This is a genomic window from Lysobacter sp. 1R34A, from assembly GCF_051217035.1.
Classification (GTDB): Bacteria; Pseudomonadota; Gammaproteobacteria; order Xanthomonadales; family Xanthomonadaceae; genus Lysobacter.
In genome coordinates, this window is the sequence record NZ_JBPKJP010000028.1 from 1 (window position 1) to 16274 (window position 16274).

The window sequence follows — 16274 nt, forward strand, 5'->3', positions numbered from 1 at the left end:
AGCCGCGACGCGGCAGGGCCCGGTCGCGCGGCACGCTCAGGCCGGCGCTGGCGACGCCGGTGGGCAACGGCGGTGGCGCGGCACGGCTCATTGCCGGGGCGCTTCGACCTTGGCCAACAGCGCCTGCAGCACGTCGTCGGGCGACTGGCCTTCGATCTGCAGCTCGGGCGCGAGCGCGATGCGATGGCGCAAAGCCGGCTTGGCGATTTCGCGCACGTCGTCGGGCGTGACGAAGTCGCGTCCCGACAGCACCGCCTGCGCGCGCGCCGCGCGGACCAGGGCGAGGCTGCCGCGCGGACCGGCGCCCAGCGCGATGCCGGCCCAGTCGCGGGTCGTGCCGACGATGCGCACGACGTAGTCGATCACCGTCTCGTCGACCCGGACCAGCGCGGTGCCCTGCTGCATCGCCACGATCTCTTCCGGGCCGAGCACGCGCCGCACCTGCGACAGGTCGAAGTCCGACGCGCTGCGGCCCAGGCTGACCGCGGTCACCATGCGCTTCTCGTCGGCGCGGGTCGGGTAACCGATCAGGATCTTCAGCAGGAAACGATCGAGCTGCGCCTCCGGCAACGGATAGGTGCCTTCCTGCTCGACCGGGTTCTGAGTGGCCAGGGTCAGGAACGGCGGCGGCAGTTCGAAGCTGTGGCCTTCGATGGTCACCTGCAGCTCCTGCATCGCCTCCAGCAGCGCCGACTGGGTCTTGGCCGGAGCGCGGTTGATTTCGTCGGCGAGCAGCAGGTTGGTGAAGACCGGGCCGCGACGGATGTTGAAGCTCTCGGTCTTGGGGTCGTAGACCGCATGGCCGCTGATGTCGCTGGGCATCAGGTCGGGGGTGAACTGGACGCGGGCGTAGCCGCAGTCCAGGGCCTTGGACAGCGCGCGCACGACCAAGGTCTTGCCGAGCCCGGGCACGCCTTCGAGCAACGCATGGCCGCCGGCGAGCAGGGCGATCAGGATCTGGTCGAGTACGTCGGCCTGGCCGATGAAGGCCTTGCCGACTTCGTCGCGCACGGCGGCGGCGCGTTCGGCTAGCGCGGTGCCGGTGATCGGGACGAGCGGAGCGGCGTCGAGGCTCATAAGCGGTTTCTCATGCGGATCAAAGTGGCGATGCGGGCGCGGAACGCGGCGTGGTCGCGTACCGGCGGCGGAGTGAGGGCGTCGCGGATGTCGTTGGCGGCGATCGGCGCCGGATCGGCCTTGAAGCGCTCGATCAACAGCGCGATCTGCGGCTCGCCGTCGAGCGCGGCGGCATAGGGGTCGCGGCGGCGCAGGCGGGCGATGAAGGCGCGCCGCGCCGACTCGTACAGGCGCGGGCCGTAACCGTAGCGATATACGTGTTCGCCGCTGGCGACGATGTGTTCGAGCAGCGAGCGCCGCTCCAGCGCCGGCGCCGGTCGCAGCGGGCCGAAGCGCTGGGTGCGCTGCCACAGCCAGCCGAGCAGGCACAGCAGCATCGGCAGCCAGGCCATCCAGCTCTCGCGCAGCAGGGTCTTCCACAGCCTGGGCACTTCGGCGGCGTAGATCAGGTGCACGGTGCCGGCGCGGTAGTTCGGCGCCAGCACCTGGCGCGCGAACGCGGCATTCGCCGGCGCGGCGATCTCGTCGTCGCCCAGGGCGATGCGGTCGAGCAAGGGGTTGCCGCTGCCGGTGCGGTTGGACAGGAAGTCGAGGTCGGCGAGCACGTCGACATGGCCCTGGCCGCGCGGGAAGCGCGCATACACGTAGGCACTGTCCTCGTCGCCCCAGGCGTAAACCGGGTCGGCGTCGCTGTTGTAGAAATAGAAGCGGCGCGCCGAGCAGAACAGGGGTTTCGGCTCCAGGCCGCGCTCGTACAGGCCGACGCATTCGTTGCGCAGGTATTCCGGGTCGGCGGCGTCGGTGGCATCGAGCAGGGTGATGCCGAGCGCATCGAGCACCGGCACCGGCGAGTCGCCGACCTGGTCTTCGAGCGGCGGCGTGCGCACGATCAGGTGACCGCCGCGCTCGACCCAACCCAGCAAGGCCTCGGCTTCGCTGCCGGCCAGGGTGCGCGGGTCGCGATAGATCAGCACCGTGTCGCGCGTCTGCAGCGGGTGGGTCGCCAGTTGCAGGCGCTGGCGCGCCTCGACTTTGACCCGGTCGCGTTGCAGGGCGAGCTTGAGCACGTACAGCGGATTGCTCGCGGCCTCGCCGCTGCGCGCGGCGGCGACGGTTTCCTCCACCTTGTGGTAGTCGCGGCGCCACAGCGCGCCGACGGTCAGCGCCACCACGAACAGCGCGGCCGCGCCGACACCGGCGAGGATCAGGCCGGTGCGGTTCATGCCGCCCACCCGAAGCGCCGGCTCAGCTGACCCACCAGATCGTCGAAGTCGTCGCCGCTCGGCAGGGTTTCGGCGTACGCCGCGTATTGCCAGGTACGCACCGCGCGCGCGAACGCCTCGCGGTCTTCGGCCGAGGCCAGCTTGCGCGAGGCGCGCAGGCACTGGGCTTCGGTCGCGCCCGGCACCAGCACGATGTCGGCGCGTTGCGCCATCGATTCGACCGCGGCGCGGTACATCAGGGCCAGCGCATCCCGCCGGTGGCCGGCCTGCCACAGGCGGCGGATCGCGGTCGGGATATCGTCGGGCAGCGGTGCGTGTTCGGGCAGCGGCGCGTTGCGCACGTCGCCGGGCGTCTCGTCCTCGTCGACGCCGCCGTCGCGGAACCAGCCGATCCAACGCGAAGCGGTCAGCAGCAGGGCGACGACGATCAGGGCCACCACGCCCCACATCGCGACCTGCAGAAAGCCCGCCACGCCGCTGCTGAGCCCCTTGAACAGACCCTGGTTGATCGCGTCCTCGCGTTCGTCCTTGGTCTTGTCCTTGCTCTCGGACTTGGCTTTCCAGACGCTCTGCTTGCGCTTGGGGTCGACGGTCGGGTCCTTCATCGCCCGGGCGACCGCATCGCGCAGGCCGCGATCGTCGCTGCGGCCGTCGCGAAAGACCTCGCCGAGCGTCGACGGCAACCGGCGCGTCTTCTTCGCGTCGTCGTCGTATTCGCGGATCGGCGCTTCGCTCGCCGCTTCCTCTACGGCTTCCTCGGCATCGCCGTCGCGATCGTCGGCAGCGGCCTGCCCGCTCGCGTCGGTGCCCGCGTCGATGTCCACGGCGGCGCCGGTCTCGACCGCAGGCGGCGTCTGCGCGGCCGTGTCGGGCGAGAAACCGATCATCGCGCACAACACCAGCAGCATCGGCGCGGCCGCGGCGGCGAGGCGCGCGCGCAGGCGGCGGAACACGATCTCGATGTCCCAGCCCTCGATCTGGGTACGCCGGTTGAGGTACAGGCCGAAGCCGGCGCCGACGTAAAACGGTTCGATCACGCTGACCGCGCCCCAGGCCAGCAGGTTGAACAAGGCGCTGAGCCACTGCGGCTCCACGCCGATCGCTTCGATCAACGACTTGAAGGTGTCGGGCAGGTAATCGAAGGGCACGAACATCAACCCGCCGAGCACGCTGCCGATGACCAGTGCCATTTCGAAGTTCACGCACACCAGGGTCAGCAAAGCGCACACGCCGTACACCGGCGCGCCGAGCGCGGAACGGCGCTGCCGCGCTTCGCCGCCGTCGCCGCCTTCGAGCAGGTCCACCGGCAGGTACAACGACCGCGCCGGGCTGAGCCGGCGCCAGGTCAGATAGGGCAGCCACCAGCGCGCACCCCAGCGCAGCTGCGCGCGCACGGTCTGGCGGGTACCCGGGGTCTCGCCGAACACCGCGCGCGAGATCACGAACAGCGGGATGCGGTCGAACCAGGGCTTGAGCCACCACATCAGCAGGCCCGACAGCCAAAGCAGATCCAGCGCCCAGCCGGCGACATTGAGCAGCAGCAGGATCGGCAGGGTCACCAGCAGCCAGGGCTTCCAGATCGCGCCGGCGTGGCTGCGCACCAGGGCCATGCCGAGCTCGCAGGCTTCCCAGGCGGTGCGCGGACGCAGCGAGACGGTCAGGGCTTCGAGCTTCATGCCACGTCTTCGTCGTCGCGGTGCACGGCGTTGCGGCCGCCGCGCAGCAGCCACAGGCCGACCAGCACCCACAGCACCAGGCCGACGGCGTACTTGATCCCCGCCGGCACGCTGCCGATCGACGACCAGAACGCTTCGACGAAGGCGGCGAACACCAGCATCGCGAACACGCCGATGCAGATCAGCGCGCCGCGGCGGCCGCCGTGGATCAGCGAATCGATGCGCCGGCGCTGTCCGGGCGCGATCAGGCTCAGGCCCAGGCGCAGGCCGGCGCCGCCGGAGATGACGATGGCGGTGAGCTCGGGCGCGGAGTGGCCGGCGACGAAACGCCAGAACGGCTCGCCGTGGCCGACCGCCTGCAGATGCCCGGCGACGCCGCCGATCATCACGCCGTTGAAGATCAGCACGAACACCGTGCCGAGCCCGGCGACCAGGCCGCTGGCGAAAGTCTGGAAACCGATGCCGACGTTGTTGCCGATGTAGTGGGCGAACATCTGCAGGTCGTCTTCGCTGGTGCGGCCCAGCGCGCTGTCGGGCTTGGCCGGGTCGTACATCTGCTCGAAGCGGACCAGCGACTGCGCGTCGAACAGGCCCGCGGCGAGTTCCGGGCGCATCTGGATGGCGACGAAGATGCTGATCAACGGCAGCCAGAACAACAGCGCCGCGGCCAGCATGCAGCGCCACTCGGCGCGGACCAGGCGCGGGAAACCGGCCAGCAAGTACTCGGCCGCACGCCGCCAGTGCACCGGCTTGGTCCGGTACAGCACGCTGTGGCCGCGCTGCATCAGCTGCTGCAGGCGGTCGGTGACGACCGCGCTGTAGCCGCGCCGGCGCGCGAGCGCCAGTTGCTGGCACAGGCGGCGGTGGCGCTCGGGAATCTTGTCGTCGCGCAGGCCGGTCCAGTCGCGGCGGTGGCTGCGCGCGTTGCGCGCGCTCGCAGCGCGCATCTCCAGCCAACGCTCGAGCTCGCGCCACTCGGCCTCGTGGCGGGCGACGAAATGCTCCTGCCTCATCGCCGCCCCAGCAGCCAGTTGGCGATGCCGTACAGCCGTGTCACCGCAGTTTCGCCGCGGGCCTGGGTCAGGGTTTCGGTGAGGTCGGCCAGTTCGGCCTGGCGCGCCGCGGTCAGGCCCGGGCCGCGCTCGGCGAACGCGACCACCGCCGCCTGTTCGTGCGGCAGCAGCACCATCGACGGCGCCAGCGGCGGGCTGACCGCGGCCGCGCGGATATCGGTCTGGCGCGCGGCGTGCACGACCAGAGTGCCGGCGACCATGTCGCCGAGGCGGCGGCCCCAAGGATCGATCAGGCTGGTGACCAGACCGACCGCGTAGCAGACCGGCAGCGCGTCGACGACGCGCAGCAGGTTGCGGGTGAACGAAGCCATCCAGCCGACCGGGGCGCCGTCGGCGGCGACCACGCGCAGGCCCAGCGCCCACTTGCCGGGCGTGCGGCCCTGCATGAGCACCTCGAACAGCACCTGGTAGAACCAGGTCATCACGAACACCGCCAGGCCCAGGATGGCGTTGCCGGCCTCGCCGAACAGGCCGACCAGAGCGCGGAACAGCGCCACGTAGATGACCGCGCGCAAAGCCAGATCGATGATCCAGGCCAGCGCCCGCGGTACCGGGCCGGCCGCGCGCAGGTGCAGGGCCACGCCCTCCGGCGTCACCACCTGGCGGTAGGTGTCGAGCATCAGGCGTTGACGACCTTCGTATCCGCCATCAGGTCATGCAGGCACAGGCTGTCCTCGCCGAAGATCCACAGCACGTTGACCAGCGCGAACACGCCGCCGAGGCAGGGAATCGCCTCGATCAGGGCGATCAGGAACATGCGCAGGCCGAGGATCCGGCCGAGCGAGGCCGGGGTGCCGTCGGTGCGCACGATCTTGATGCCGATCCAGCGCTTGCCGAGAGTCTGGCCGCTCTGGTTGAGCAGGACGAGGTTGTAGACGAACAGGCCGAGCAGGAGCAGGACGCTCAGGCCCATCATGGCCATCTGGATCGCCGAGGGTTCCTTGCTTTCCGGATCGATCGCGACGGCGACGAACATCGGCAGGAAACACATCAGGGACAGCCCGCCGTCGATCAGGCGGGCGACCAGGCGCATGCCGCGGTCGGCGCGGACGGTTTGTTGCCATTCGGCATTCGGCAGCGCCGGCATGTTCGGCGCAGCGTACGGATTCTGCGTTTCTTCCATGTAACCCCTGACTCCCTGAGTCCTGCTTTCCCCTGCCGCGACTGTAAACGCGGCCATCGGCCCTGACTAGCCCGGCCGGGACTAGCCAGGCAGCATGCCCAGGTAGCGATCCTTGAGCCGCACATAATGCTGTGCGCTGTATTGCAGCTGTTCGATCTCGCGGTCGCTGAGGCGGCGCGCGAGCCGGGCCGGGTTGCCGACCCACAGCTCGCCCTCGCCGACGATCTTGCCCGGCGACAGCACCGCGCCGGCGGCGACGAAGCCGTAGCGCGACACGCGCGCGCCGTCGAGCAGCTTGGCGCCCATGCCGATCAGGGCGAACTCGTCGACCGTGCAGGCGTGGACGATGGCGCCGTGGCCGATGGTGACGTCGTTGGCGATGACCGTCGGCAGGCCGCCGGGCCGGGTGAACGGTCCCTCATGGGTGACGTGGACGATGGTGCCGTCCTGGACGTTGGTGCGCGCGCCGATCGAGATCGAATTGACGTCGCCGCGGACCACGCAGTTGGGCCAGATCGAGACGTCGTCGCCGAGCTCGACCTCGCCGATCACGGTCGCGGCCGGGTCGACGTAGACGCGCGCGCCGAGAGTGGGAAACTTGTCGAGATAGGGACGTAGGCTCATGCGTGCATTGTAGGCGCTCGCGGTCGGCGCAAGACGCCGCGGGCGCGCAACCGCCACGGACGGTACGGTGACGGCGAGCGAGGCGCTGTCTTGAACGCAACGGCCGATCCGCCCCCCTCGGTTGTCCCCTGGCGCCCGCGCGCCGGGCGCCCGAACCCGACTAGACTGCGGCGTATGGATACGATCGCCACGACCGCCCCGACCGAACTCGCCCCCACCCGCGAACGCCTGCGCGCCGCCTGGCAGGCGCGCAAGCCCGACTACGCGCAACGCCGCGCCGACCTGCTGCGTTTGCGCGACGCCTTCCGCGCCCGCGGCGCGGCGATGGATGCGGCGATCCGCGCCGATTTCGGCCACCGCTCCAGCCACGAGAACCTGCTCTCGGAGGCGATGATCACCCTGGCCGAGATCGACCACGCCCTGGGCCACCTGCGCCGCTGGATGCGCCCGCGCCGGGCCGCGGTCGGCTGGCGCTTCTGGCCGGCGCGCGCCGAGATCCGCCCCGAACCGGTCGGCGTGGTCGGCATCCTCTCGCCGTGGAACTACCCGGTGAACCTGGCCCTGGTGCCGCTGGTCTCGGCGATCGCCGCCGGCAATCACGTCTATCTGAAACCCTCCGAACATACCCCGCGCACCGCCCAGTTCCTGCGCGAGCTGCTGGCCGAGGTCTTTCCCGACGACCGCGTCGCGGTCGCGCTCGGCGGCCCGGAGATCGGCGCGGCGTTCTCGGCGCTGCCGTTCGACCACTTGCTGTTCACCGGCTCGACCGCGGTCGGGCGCAAGGTCATGGCCGCGGCCGCGCCTAACCTGACCCCGGTGACCCTGGAACTCGGCGGCAAGGCGCCCGCGTTGATCTGCGCCGACTACCCGATCGAGCGCGCCGCCGCGCGCATCGCCAGCGGCAAGTGGTTCAACGCCGGCCAGACCTGCATCGGCGTCGACTACGTCTTGGTCGACGCGGCGCGCCGCGACGAACTGGTCGCCGCCCTGCTCAAGCAATTGAAGGAACGCTACGGCGACCTGGTCGCGCCGCAGGACTACACCCGCATCATCAACGCCAGCCAATACGCGCGCTTGTCGGGCTATCTCGACGACGCGCGCGCGCGCGGCCTGGAGGTGGTCGAACCCTTCGCCGGCAGCGTGCCGCGCGAGCAACGCGTGGCCGAGCGGATCTTCCCGCCGGCGCTGGTGATCGACCCCGGCGCCGACGCCGAGGTCATGCAGCACGAGATCTTCGGGCCGATCCTGCCGGTGCTGTCCTACCGCAGCCTCGACGAGGCCATCGCCCGCATCAACGCGCTCGACCGGCCGCTGGCGCTGTACCCGTTCGGCCACGACCGCGCCCAGATCGAGCGCATCCTCGCCCAGACCCTGGCCGGCGGCGTCACCGTCAACGACACCCTGCTGCATTTCGGCGCGCACGACCTGCCGTTCGGCGGCATCGGCCCGAGCGGCATCGGCGCGATCCACGGCCGCAACGGCTTCGACACCTTCAGCAAATTGCTGCCGGTGTTCCACCAGCGCCGCCTCGCCGCGAGCGACCTGCTCAAGCCGCCGTACCGCGGCAAGATCGATGCGATGATCCGCTGGCTGGCGAAGTAAACGCAGCGCCTGTTTCCGGCGGCCCTCGCCGCGGCCGCCTCGACCGCGCCGCGACGGGAACGGCGATGCCGGCAGCGCCCGGACCGGCACCGAGCGGCTACACTTGCCGCCATGAAAATCGTCAGCTGGAACGTCAACTCGCTCAACGTGCGCCTGCCGCATCTGGAACAGTGGCTCGGTACGTTCGCTCCCGACATCGTCGCGCTGCAGGAAACCAAGCTCGAGGACGCGCGCTTCCCGGACACCGCACTGGCCGGCGCCGGCTACCGCAGCGTGTTCGCCGGGCAGAAGACCTACAACGGCGTCGCCATCCTCTCGCGCGAAAGCGCGAGCGACGTGCAAGTCGGCATCCCCGGTTTCGACGACGAGCAAAAGCGCGTCATCGCCGCGACCGTCGGCGGGCTGCGCATCGTCAATCTGTACGTGGTCAACGGCCAGGACGTCGGCACCGACAAGTACGCCTACAAGCTGCGCTGGCTCGACGCCGTGCACGCCTGGGTGCAGAGCGAACTCGCCCGCTATCCCGACCTGATCGTGCTCGGCGATTTCAACATCGCGCCGGAAGCGCGCGACACCCACGACCCGGCGGTGTGGAACGAACACCACATCCTGACCTCGACCGCCGAGCGCGAAGCCCTGCAGCGCCTGCAGGCGCTGGGCCTGCACGACGCCTATCGCCTGCACAGCCAGGAAGAAGGCCAGTTTTCGTGGTGGGATTACCGCCAGGCCGGTTTCCGCCGCAACCTCGGCCTGCGTATCGACCTGACCCTGGTCTCCGAATCGCTGCGCGCCCGCTGCGTCGCCGCCGGCATCGACCGCGAACCGCGCACCTGGGACCGCCCGAGCGATCACGCCCCGGCCTGGGTGGAAGTGGTTTGAGGACTCGGGACTCGGGACTCGGGACTCGGGACTCGGGACTCGGGACTCGGGACTCGGGACTCGGGACTCGGGACTCGGGACTCGGGACTCGGGACTCGGGACTCGGGACTCGGGAAAGAGCATAAAAAGCTTGTGGCTTGATGCAAGCATCGCTTCAACGCTGTTACCGAGTCCCCAGTCCCCAGTCCCGAGTCCCGAAACAAAAAAAGCCCGGCCGAAGCCGGGCTTTTTCTGTTGCGGTAAACGCCAGCGCTTAGCGCACGCGTCCGCGGCGGAACAGGTTGACGATCGCGAGCAGGACGATCGCACCGACCAGCGACAGCAGCAATCCGGACAGGCTGAACGCGCCGCTGTTGATGGTGCCGCCGCCGATCCCGAGCACGCCGCCCAGCCAACCGCCGAGGAACGCGCCGACGATGCCGACGATGATGTTGAGGAAGATGCCCTGCTGACCATCGGTCCTCATGATCATGCTGGCGATCCAACCGATGACGCCGCCTACAATCAGCCAAATGATGATACCGAGCATGTGCGTTCTCCTAGCGATTCTGATGAGCCCAAGGCGACATGACCGTGATGCGATCACTGTGCCTCGTTCGGGGGCAGGGGAAGCATGAATCGGCCCACGTGACGGTCGTGTCAGAAACCGCGCTTAGGAATGTGAAGAAAATGCTGCACTGGCAGGCATAAAGCACACTGCGCCTGGCTCGGACTCACGCGGACGTTGAGCCGGCGTTTCGTTTCTCCCGATGAGCGTCGCGATCCGATGGCCGGTGCCGGTTCGGCGTCATCGATGCGAAGCCGGCATGAAGGACTCCGGTTTCGTACTCGTGCCGTGGCGGCTTGCGCCGCGCTTACTCGCTCTCGCGCAGCATCGCCTCGACCGCGTGGCGCGGCAGTTTGCCGGTTTCGTTGCGCGGCAGGGCGTCGACGCGGCGCAGCGGACGCGGCAGGAACACCGGATCGATGCTTTGCCGCAGCGCCTGCAGGATCGCGGCTTCGTCGAGCGTCGGCGCGACCGCCAGCGCGGCGATGCGGCGCACACCGAAGGCGTCGGCCGTCTCGAGTTGCAGCATCACTCCGTCGACCACGCCCTCGACCGCGAGCAACTTGCGGGTGAGATCGCCGAGCGAGGCGCGCTTGCCGGCGATCTCCAGCAGGTCGGCGCTGCGGCCGCGCAATACGAAGCGCCCGTCGGCTTCGACTTCCATCAGATCGGCGAGCACCACCGGCTCGGGCAGGTGCGGCGCATGGATCGCGGTGCCGTCGGGTTGCGGGCATATGCGCACGCCCGGCAGCGGCGTCCACGCCGCTTCGCGCGCGGTGCGGCGGCGGGCGAATACGCAGGTCTCGGTCGAGCCGAACACTTCGCGCACTTCGCAGCCGTAGCGGGTTTCGGCCGCGACCGCGAGTTCGACCGGCAGCGGCGCGGTGGCCGAGACGATGCCCGCCAGCGGCGGCAGTTCGACGCCGGACTCGACCAGCGCGCGCAGATGCACCGGCGTGGTCACCAGCAACGGCGGAGTCGGCGCGTCGCCGAGCGCGCGCGCGACATCGCCCGGGAAAAACGGCCGATCGGCGTGCACCGCGATCGGGCCGAGCAAAGGCAGCAGCACCGACATCTCCATGCCGTACATGTGCTGCGGCGGCACCGTCGCGACCAGGTAGGTGACCTCGTCGGCGCGCAACAGGTCGCCGAGCGCTATCAGGTTCTGCGCGGTGCTGGTGCGGAAGGCTTGCCAGGTCTTGGCGTTGGGCTTGGGCTGACCGGTGCTGCCGGAAGTGAAGCCGATCGCGAGCAAGGCCGCGGCCCGCGCCGACAGCGCGTCGCCGTCCTCGCGCGGCAGTTCGGCCGGCAGGCGCAGATAACGCGGCGGCAGCGGATCCAGGGCGAGATCGCCGATGCAGTAGCTGTCGGGGTAACGCGCGAGCACGTCGTCGACCACCGCCGGCGCGCGCGACGGCGGCAGCAGATTGGCTTGCCCGCGCAAGGCCACCGCGCACAGCGCGACCAGGAAGCGGTAGCGGTTTTCGCACAGGTTGACCGCGTACTGGGCCGCGGGCAGGGTCGCGGCGAGCGCCCGCACCTCGGCCTCGAAGCCGGCACGGTCGATCGCACCGCCGGGACCGAAGGCCAGGGCACGCCCGGGCGCGCCCGCGACGAGCGCGAACGACTCGCCGCCGGGCGACGCAGGATCCTGGCTGAACGGAACGAGGCTCGGATCGATAACCGCTGACATCAATGATTTCCCGCGGCCGCACGGCCGTTTCCAATAGCGCAACTTGCCCGGGCCCGCCTGATCGCCAGCTGAGGGTCCGTCCGGACCTCGCCGCATGGCAGCGCGACCGCACCGCGCCCCCGCGCCGTGCCGCCGCCACGAACCCGTACCCCAGGGTTTAGCTTACGCTGACCGGCCTGCCGCAGGCCAAAGCCCATCTGTTCATGTCCCTGTCCGGCCATTCGCCTTCGCCCCTCGATACGTATACCGAGCGCTCCGACGGCCACGAGCTGCGCTGGACCTGGCTGGCCCACCGGCACGGGCAACCGGCCGAACCGGAGGCGCGCGAATGGTTGGCGAGGCAGCTCGGCGACCCCCGGCTGTCGCTGACCCGCGACGACCGTCAGCGCCCGCACCTGGACCCGCCGCACCAGCGCTACGACTGCAATTGGAGCCACAGCGGCGAGCGCCTGTTGGTCGCGCTGGCCCATCGGGCGCAGGTCGGCGTCGACCTGGAGCGCCTGCAACGGCGACCGCGCGCGCTGGAGGTGTCGGCGCGCTTCTTCACCGATCGCGAGTCCGACTGGCTGCGGGCGCATCCCGACCGCGACCGCGCCTTCCTGCGCCTGTGGTGCGCGAAGGAGGCGGTGCTCAAGGCGCACGGCCACGGCCTGTCGTTCGGCCTGGACAAGCTGCGTTTCGAGGAACGCGACGACCGGCTGCAATTGGTCGAATGCGATCCGGCCCTGGGCCGGGCCGAGCAATGGCACCTGCGCGAGATCGAGCCGGCCCCCGGGTACCTGGGCGCGCTGGCGTGGCGCCCGCTGGCGGACTAAGCGGCGCGGGTTTTCGCGCGCCTCGCCCAGAGACGGATACGGATACGGACCTCGAGGTTTCGCCGCCGCCGCGGTTTCGCGGTCGCGGCTTGCGCCGCCCTGCCCTTTGCAGGCCTGCCCGTCGCAGGCGTGGCTTCGGGGAGCTTCGCCGCCGCCCCTGGCTGCGCCCGGCTCGGCCCATCGGCGATACTGTCGCCGATGAATACCCCCGTCTCCTTACCGCCCGGGCTGCGCAGCGAGCTCGAAGCCGGCCTGTCGGCGCTCGCCCTCGATCCGGCCCTGTCGGCGCCGCTGCTGGACTACCTGGCCCTGCTCGCGCGCTGGAACCGCACCTACAACCTGACCGCGGTGCGCGACCCGCACGAGATGGTCGCCAAGCACCTGCTCGATTCGCTGGCCATGCACCCCTACGTCGACGCGCTCGCCGACCGCGGCGGCGCCCTGGCCGACCTGGGCACCGGCGCCGGCCTGCCCGGCATCCCGCTGGCCATCGTCAAGCCGGGCCTGCGCGTGAGCCTGGTCGAGAGCAACGGCAAGAAGGCCCGCTTCATGCGCGAGGCCTTGCGCCAGCTGGGCCTGAAGGACGCGCGCGTGGCCGAGTCCCGGATCGAGGCCTTCGCCGAGCTCGGCGCCTACGACGCGATCACCGCGCGCGCCCTGGCGACCCTGCCGCTGATCCTCGAACTCGGCGGCCACCTGCTCAAGCCCGACGGCGTGCTGCTGGCGATGAAAGGCGTGCGCCCGGACGAGGAGATCGCCGCCCTGCCGTCCGGCTGGAGCGTGCGCTCGGTCGAACCGATGCGGGTGCCGGGCCTGGCCGCCGAGCGGCATATGGTGGTGGTCGGTCGATGCGACTCGGGACTCGCCAGCCGGGACTCGGGACTCGGGACTGGGGACTCGGATCAAGCAAAGGCAGCGCGACCTGGCGAGTCGCCTTAACCGCAGGGCGCGCCGCCCACACTCCCCAGGTTCGTCGGCCGGGACTCGGGACTGGGGATTCGGGTGAAGCAGGGGGAGTGCGACCTGGCGAAGGCGCCTTAACGGCAGAGCGCCGTCGACAGCCCAAGGTTCGGGGCTCGGAACCCGGTTCAAGCAAAGGCAGCGCGACCTGGCGGATCGGCTTAACCGCGGGAGATCGGCAGGGGCCGGCAAGTCCCAGTCCCGATCCGCGCGTCCCGAGTCCCCCGTCCCGACCGGCGAGTCCCGACCCCCGAGCCCCGACCCCGAACCCCGAGTCCCGAGTCCCGAGTCCCGAGTCCCGAGTCCCGGCTTAAGACTGGGGCATAATCCCCAGTCCGGCCGGCGCCAGGCGCCGTCCTCCTTCATGTCATCTCATCGTTACAGCAGGGGACGAGCCGCATGGCCCGCATCATCGCCGTCGCCAACCAGAAAGGCGGGGTCGGCAAGACCACCACCGCGGTCAACCTGGCCGCCGCGCTCGCGCGCACGCCCAAGCGCATCCTGCTCGTCGACCTGGACCCCCAGGGCAACGCGACCATGGGCAGCGGCGTCGACAAGCGCCAGCTCGAGGACTCGATCTGCGAGGTCCTGCTCGGCGAGGCGGACGCCGCCGCGACCATCGTGCGCACGCCGGAAGACTTCGACCTGCTGCCCGGCAACATCGACCTGACCGCGGCGGAAATCCGCCTGATGAACGAGGACGCGCGCGAGCAAAGGCTCAAGCGCGCGCTGGCGCCGCTGCGAGGCAGCTACGATTTCATCATCATCGACTGCCCGCCGGCGCTGTCTTTGCTGACCCTGAACGCGTTGACCGCGGCCGACTCGATCATCGTGCCGATGCAGTGCGAGTACTACGCGCTCGAAGGCCTCAGCGCGCTGGTCGACACGATCGAGGCGCTCAAGGCCAACCTCAATCCCTCGCTCGAAATCGAAGGCGTGTTGCGCACCATGTTCGACGTGCGCAACAACCTGGCCAACGCGGTTTCGGCCGAACTCACCAACCACTTCGGCGATCGCGTGTTCCGGACCATCGTGCCGCGCAACGTGCGCCTGGCCGAGGCGCCGAGCCACGGCCAGAGCATCGTCGGCTACGACAAGGCCAGCCGCGGCGGCATCGCCTACATGGGCCTGGCCGGCGAAGTGCTGCGCCGCCAGCGCGAACGCGACCAGGCCGCCAAGGCCGCCGCGCAGGCCGTCACTGCGGAGACCCCGGCATGAGTCACCCTGCCAAGAAGCGCGGCCTGGGCCGCGGCCTCGAAGCCTTGCTCGGCCCCAAGGCCGCCGCCGAAGCGCCGACCCTGGTCGAGGCCCAGCCCGGCGACCTGTTGCGCAACCTGCCGGTCGATTCGCTGAGCCCGGGCAAGTACCAGCCGCGCAAGCACTGGGACGAGGACAAACTCGCCGAGCTGGCCGAGTCGATCAAGGCCCAGGGCGTCATCCAGCCCATCGTGGTGCGCGAGATCGGCGAGAGGGGCGGCAAGACCTACGAGATCATCGCCGGCGAACGCCGCTGGCGCGCCTCGCGCCTGGCCGGCCTCGAAGTGATCCCGGTGGTGATCCGCGAAGTCGACGACCGCACCGTGGTCGCGATGGCGCTGATCGAGAACATCCAGCGCGAAGACCTCAACCCGCTCGAAGAAGCCACCGCGCTGCAACGGCTGATCGACGAATTCGACCTCACCCACGCCCAGGCCGCCGAAGCGGTCGGCCGTTCGCGCGCGGCGGTGTCCAACCTGCTGCGCCTGCTCGAACTGCCGAGCGAGATCCGCATCCTGGTCGAGACCCGCGCCCTCGAGATGGGCCATGCGCGCGCCCTGCTCACGCTGGCCCCGCAGGCGGCGATCGCGCTGGCCCGCCAGGCCGCCGAGAACCAGTGGTCGGTGCGCGACGTCGAACACCGGGTGCAGCAGCTCGCCGCCGGCAAGGTGCCGGTGTCGGGCAAGCCCAAGCCGGCCAAGGCCAAGCCGCAGGCCGACATCGTCACCCTCGAACGCGAACTGTCCGAATCGCTGAGCACCAAGGTCAACGTGCTGCACGGCCGCGGCGGCAAGGGCCGCCTGGTCATTCATTACACCGACCTGGATTCGCTCGAGGGCGTGCTGGAGCGTCTGCGCGGCAAAGTCGAGGCCTGAGGCCGGCCGAGCGGGGCGCCGAGAGGCGCATCGCGGTCGCCGCGACCCGTCCTCGCGGCGGCGGCAGGCACGCGGCGGTCATCCGCCACCCCTATCCTTGAACGCTCACCGCCGGCCCGCCGGCCCGCCGGTCGTCGCCGAGGCCGCCGGGACGGGAGTCGAGCACGGGCTCGATTCGTCCGGCATAGCCTGCGGGGGCGAACCGGGGCCGTCCTGTGACGCTTTACGGCGGCAGGGCCGGATCGATCCACTAAAATGCTCCGTCCATCCTGGCCGGACCCATCGCCGCGGTTCGATCGTCCGCCTCCGACCACCGATCCGACACCACCGAAAGGAGATTCGTATGAAATGGATTGCCGCCGCCACCTTGTTGCTGGCACCGGCCCTGGCCTTCGCCCAGTCGGGCAGCTGCCCCGAACTCAGCGACCCCAGCCTGAAATGGGGCGAACGCCAAGGCGCCAACTACACCATCTGCTACCTCGAACTGCCGTCGAGCCTCGGCTCCGGCTCGGGCCTGGGCGTGTACCTGGGCCAGCGCAGCTTCAAGCCGAACAAGAAGGCGCGCGCCGAGAAGGGCACGGTCGGCACCCAGGCGGTCACCTGGTACAAGAAGCCGACGATCAACAACGCCCGCCCGTATTCGCGCGAAACCGTGATCAACCTGCCGGGCGCCAAGCCCAAGAGCAAGGTCAAGGTGTATGTCTGGATCGACGCGAGCAGCCAGCAACAGCTCGACGAAGCCTTCGGCCTGTCGCGCCAGGTCGCGGTCCAGTAAGCGGCGCCGTCGCAGCGCCCCCGGCGTCCTCCGCCGCGGGCGTTACGACCTTCCTCCGACATCGGTTCATCGATA

The 16274-nt window shown here is 70.1% G+C and carries 15 protein-coding genes and 1 pseudogene; 7 read left to right on the forward strand and 9 right to left on the reverse strand.

Annotated features, from left to right (window positions below; translation table 11 throughout):
• Positions 1–87 precede the first annotated feature (87 nt).
• From ACSAMQ_RS09095 to ACSAMQ_RS09125, 7 genes are all read right to left on the reverse strand, one after another.
• Positions 88–1077 carry an AAA family ATPase gene (locus ACSAMQ_RS09095; protein WP_036147966.1) on the reverse strand — a complete coding sequence of 330 codons (990 nt, stop codon included), beginning with the start codon at positions 1075–1077 and terminating at the stop codon, positions 88–90.
• Positions 1074–2300, reverse strand: coding sequence for a DUF4350 domain-containing protein (locus tag ACSAMQ_RS09100; RefSeq protein ID WP_435395338.1), 1227 nt, complete (start codon positions 2298–2300; stop codon positions 1074–1076). The genes ACSAMQ_RS09095 and ACSAMQ_RS09100 overlap by 4 nt, the downstream gene beginning before the upstream one ends.
• A complete protein-coding gene (locus ACSAMQ_RS09105; RefSeq protein WP_435395339.1) occupies positions 2297–3976 on the reverse strand; it encodes a DUF4129 domain-containing protein in 1680 nt (559 codons plus the stop codon). The genes ACSAMQ_RS09100 and ACSAMQ_RS09105 overlap by 4 nt, the downstream gene beginning before the upstream one ends.
• Positions 3973–4989 (reverse strand): stage II sporulation protein M, encoded by a 1017-nt coding sequence (locus ACSAMQ_RS09110; RefSeq protein ID WP_435395340.1) that lies wholly within the window; start codon positions 4987–4989, stop codon positions 3973–3975. Before ACSAMQ_RS09110 ends, ACSAMQ_RS09105 begins: the two co-directional genes overlap by 4 nt.
• Positions 4986–5669 carry an RDD family protein gene (locus tag ACSAMQ_RS09115; RefSeq protein WP_435395341.1) on the reverse strand — a complete coding sequence of 228 codons (684 nt, stop codon included), beginning with the start codon at positions 5667–5669 and terminating at the stop codon, positions 4986–4988. Before ACSAMQ_RS09115 ends, ACSAMQ_RS09110 begins: the two co-directional genes overlap by 4 nt.
• Positions 5669–6172 (reverse strand): RDD family protein, encoded by a 504-nt coding sequence (locus ACSAMQ_RS09120; RefSeq protein WP_435395342.1) that lies wholly within the window; start codon positions 6170–6172, stop codon positions 5669–5671. Before ACSAMQ_RS09120 ends, ACSAMQ_RS09115 begins: the two co-directional genes overlap by 1 nt.
• Positions 6173–6253: 81 nt before the next feature.
• Positions 6254–6796 (reverse strand): gamma carbonic anhydrase family protein, encoded by a 543-nt coding sequence (locus tag ACSAMQ_RS09125; protein WP_435395343.1) that lies wholly within the window; start codon positions 6794–6796, stop codon positions 6254–6256.
• A gap of 174 nt (positions 6797–6970) precedes the next feature.
• Here ACSAMQ_RS09125 and ACSAMQ_RS09130 point away from each other — a divergent pair, with 174 nt between their 5' ends.
• Both ACSAMQ_RS09130 and xth read left to right on the forward strand, forming a co-directional pair.
• Complete coding sequence (locus ACSAMQ_RS09130) at positions 6971–8398, forward strand: coniferyl aldehyde dehydrogenase (protein ID WP_435395344.1); 1428 nt, start codon at positions 6971–6973, stop codon at positions 8396–8398.
• Positions 8399–8509: 111 nt separating this feature from the next.
• Positions 8510–9277, forward strand: coding sequence for an exodeoxyribonuclease III (xth, locus tag ACSAMQ_RS09135; RefSeq protein ID WP_435395345.1), 768 nt, complete (start codon positions 8510–8512; stop codon positions 9275–9277).
• Positions 9278–9530: 253 nt separating this feature from the next.
• Here xth and ACSAMQ_RS09140 read toward each other — a convergent pair whose 3' ends face one another.
• Positions 9531–9806 carry a GlsB/YeaQ/YmgE family stress response membrane protein gene (locus ACSAMQ_RS09140; RefSeq protein WP_435395346.1) on the reverse strand — a complete coding sequence of 92 codons (276 nt, stop codon included), beginning with the start codon at positions 9804–9806 and terminating at the stop codon, positions 9531–9533.
• 325 nt (positions 9807–10131) lie between these two features.
• Positions 10132–11517, reverse strand: coding sequence for an AMP-binding protein (locus ACSAMQ_RS09145; RefSeq protein ID WP_435395347.1), 1386 nt, complete (start codon positions 11515–11517; stop codon positions 10132–10134).
• A gap of 203 nt (positions 11518–11720) precedes the next feature.
• On the opposite strand from ACSAMQ_RS09145, the gene ACSAMQ_RS09150 reads away from it, so the two are divergent.
• From ACSAMQ_RS09150 to ACSAMQ_RS09170, 5 genes and pseudogenes are all read left to right on the forward strand, one after another.
• Positions 11721–12332 carry a 4'-phosphopantetheinyl transferase family protein gene (locus tag ACSAMQ_RS09150; RefSeq protein ID WP_435395348.1) on the forward strand — a complete coding sequence of 204 codons (612 nt, stop codon included), beginning with the start codon at positions 11721–11723 and terminating at the stop codon, positions 12330–12332.
• Positions 12333–12530: 198 nt separating this feature from the next.
• Positions 12531–13175 (forward strand): annotated as a pseudogene (gene rsmG / locus ACSAMQ_RS09155) (16S rRNA (guanine(527)-N(7))-methyltransferase RsmG); the annotation flags it as partial.
• Between the two features lie 516 nt (positions 13176–13691).
• Positions 13692–14510: a ParA family protein gene (locus tag ACSAMQ_RS09160; RefSeq protein ID WP_435395349.1), complete on the forward strand. Its 819-nt coding sequence runs from the start codon at positions 13692–13694 to the stop codon at positions 14508–14510.
• The gene (locus tag ACSAMQ_RS09165; protein ID WP_435395350.1) at positions 14507–15424 is read left to right on the forward strand and encodes a ParB/RepB/Spo0J family partition protein; all 918 of its coding nucleotides are present in this window, start codon (positions 14507–14509) and stop codon (positions 15422–15424) included. Before ACSAMQ_RS09160 ends, ACSAMQ_RS09165 begins: the two co-directional genes overlap by 4 nt.
• Before the next feature lie 343 nt (positions 15425–15767).
• Positions 15768–16199 carry a hypothetical protein gene (locus ACSAMQ_RS09170; protein WP_435395351.1) on the forward strand — a complete coding sequence of 144 codons (432 nt, stop codon included), beginning with the start codon at positions 15768–15770 and terminating at the stop codon, positions 16197–16199.
• The last annotated feature ends 75 nt before the right edge of the window (positions 16200–16274 follow it).

Coding starts and splice junctions, on each gene's coding strand:
- xth (WP_435395345.1), top strand. CDS start 8,510: ATGAAAATCGTCAGCTGGAACGTCAACTCGCTCAACGTGCGCCTGCCG.
- ACSAMQ_RS09140 (WP_435395346.1), bottom strand. CDS start 9,806: ATGCTCGGTATCATCATTTGGCTGATTGTAGGCGGCGTCATCGGTTGG.
- ACSAMQ_RS09165 (WP_435395350.1), top strand. CDS start 14,507: ATGAGTCACCCTGCCAAGAAGCGCGGCCTGGGCCGCGGCCTCGAAGCC.
- ACSAMQ_RS09145 (WP_435395347.1), bottom strand. CDS start 11,517: ATGTCAGCGGTTATCGATCCGAGCCTCGTTCCGTTCAGCCAGGATCCT.
- ACSAMQ_RS09130 (WP_435395344.1), top strand. CDS start 6,971: ATGGATACGATCGCCACGACCGCCCCGACCGAACTCGCCCCCACCCGC.
- ACSAMQ_RS09160 (WP_435395349.1), top strand. CDS start 13,692: ATGGCCCGCATCATCGCCGTCGCCAACCAGAAAGGCGGGGTCGGCAAG.
- ACSAMQ_RS09105 (WP_435395339.1), bottom strand. CDS start 3,976: ATGAAGCTCGAAGCCCTGACCGTCTCGCTGCGTCCGCGCACCGCCTGG.
- ACSAMQ_RS09125 (WP_435395343.1), bottom strand. CDS start 6,796: ATGAGCCTACGTCCCTATCTCGACAAGTTTCCCACTCTCGGCGCGCGC.
- ACSAMQ_RS09115 (WP_435395341.1), bottom strand. CDS start 5,669: ATGCTCGACACCTACCGCCAGGTGGTGACGCCGGAGGGCGTGGCCCTG.
- ACSAMQ_RS09150 (WP_435395348.1), top strand. CDS start 11,721: ATGTCCCTGTCCGGCCATTCGCCTTCGCCCCTCGATACGTATACCGAG.
- ACSAMQ_RS09120 (WP_435395342.1), bottom strand. CDS start 6,172: ATGGAAGAAACGCAGAATCCGTACGCTGCGCCGAACATGCCGGCGCTG.
- ACSAMQ_RS09095 (WP_036147966.1), bottom strand. CDS start 1,077: ATGAGCCTCGACGCCGCTCCGCTCGTCCCGATCACCGGCACCGCGCTA.
- ACSAMQ_RS09110 (WP_435395340.1), bottom strand. CDS start 4,989: ATGAGGCAGGAGCATTTCGTCGCCCGCCACGAGGCCGAGTGGCGCGAG.
- ACSAMQ_RS09100 (WP_435395338.1), bottom strand. CDS start 2,300: ATGAACCGCACCGGCCTGATCCTCGCCGGTGTCGGCGCGGCCGCGCTG.
- ACSAMQ_RS09170 (WP_435395351.1), top strand. CDS start 15,768: ATGAAATGGATTGCCGCCGCCACCTTGTTGCTGGCACCGGCCCTGGCC.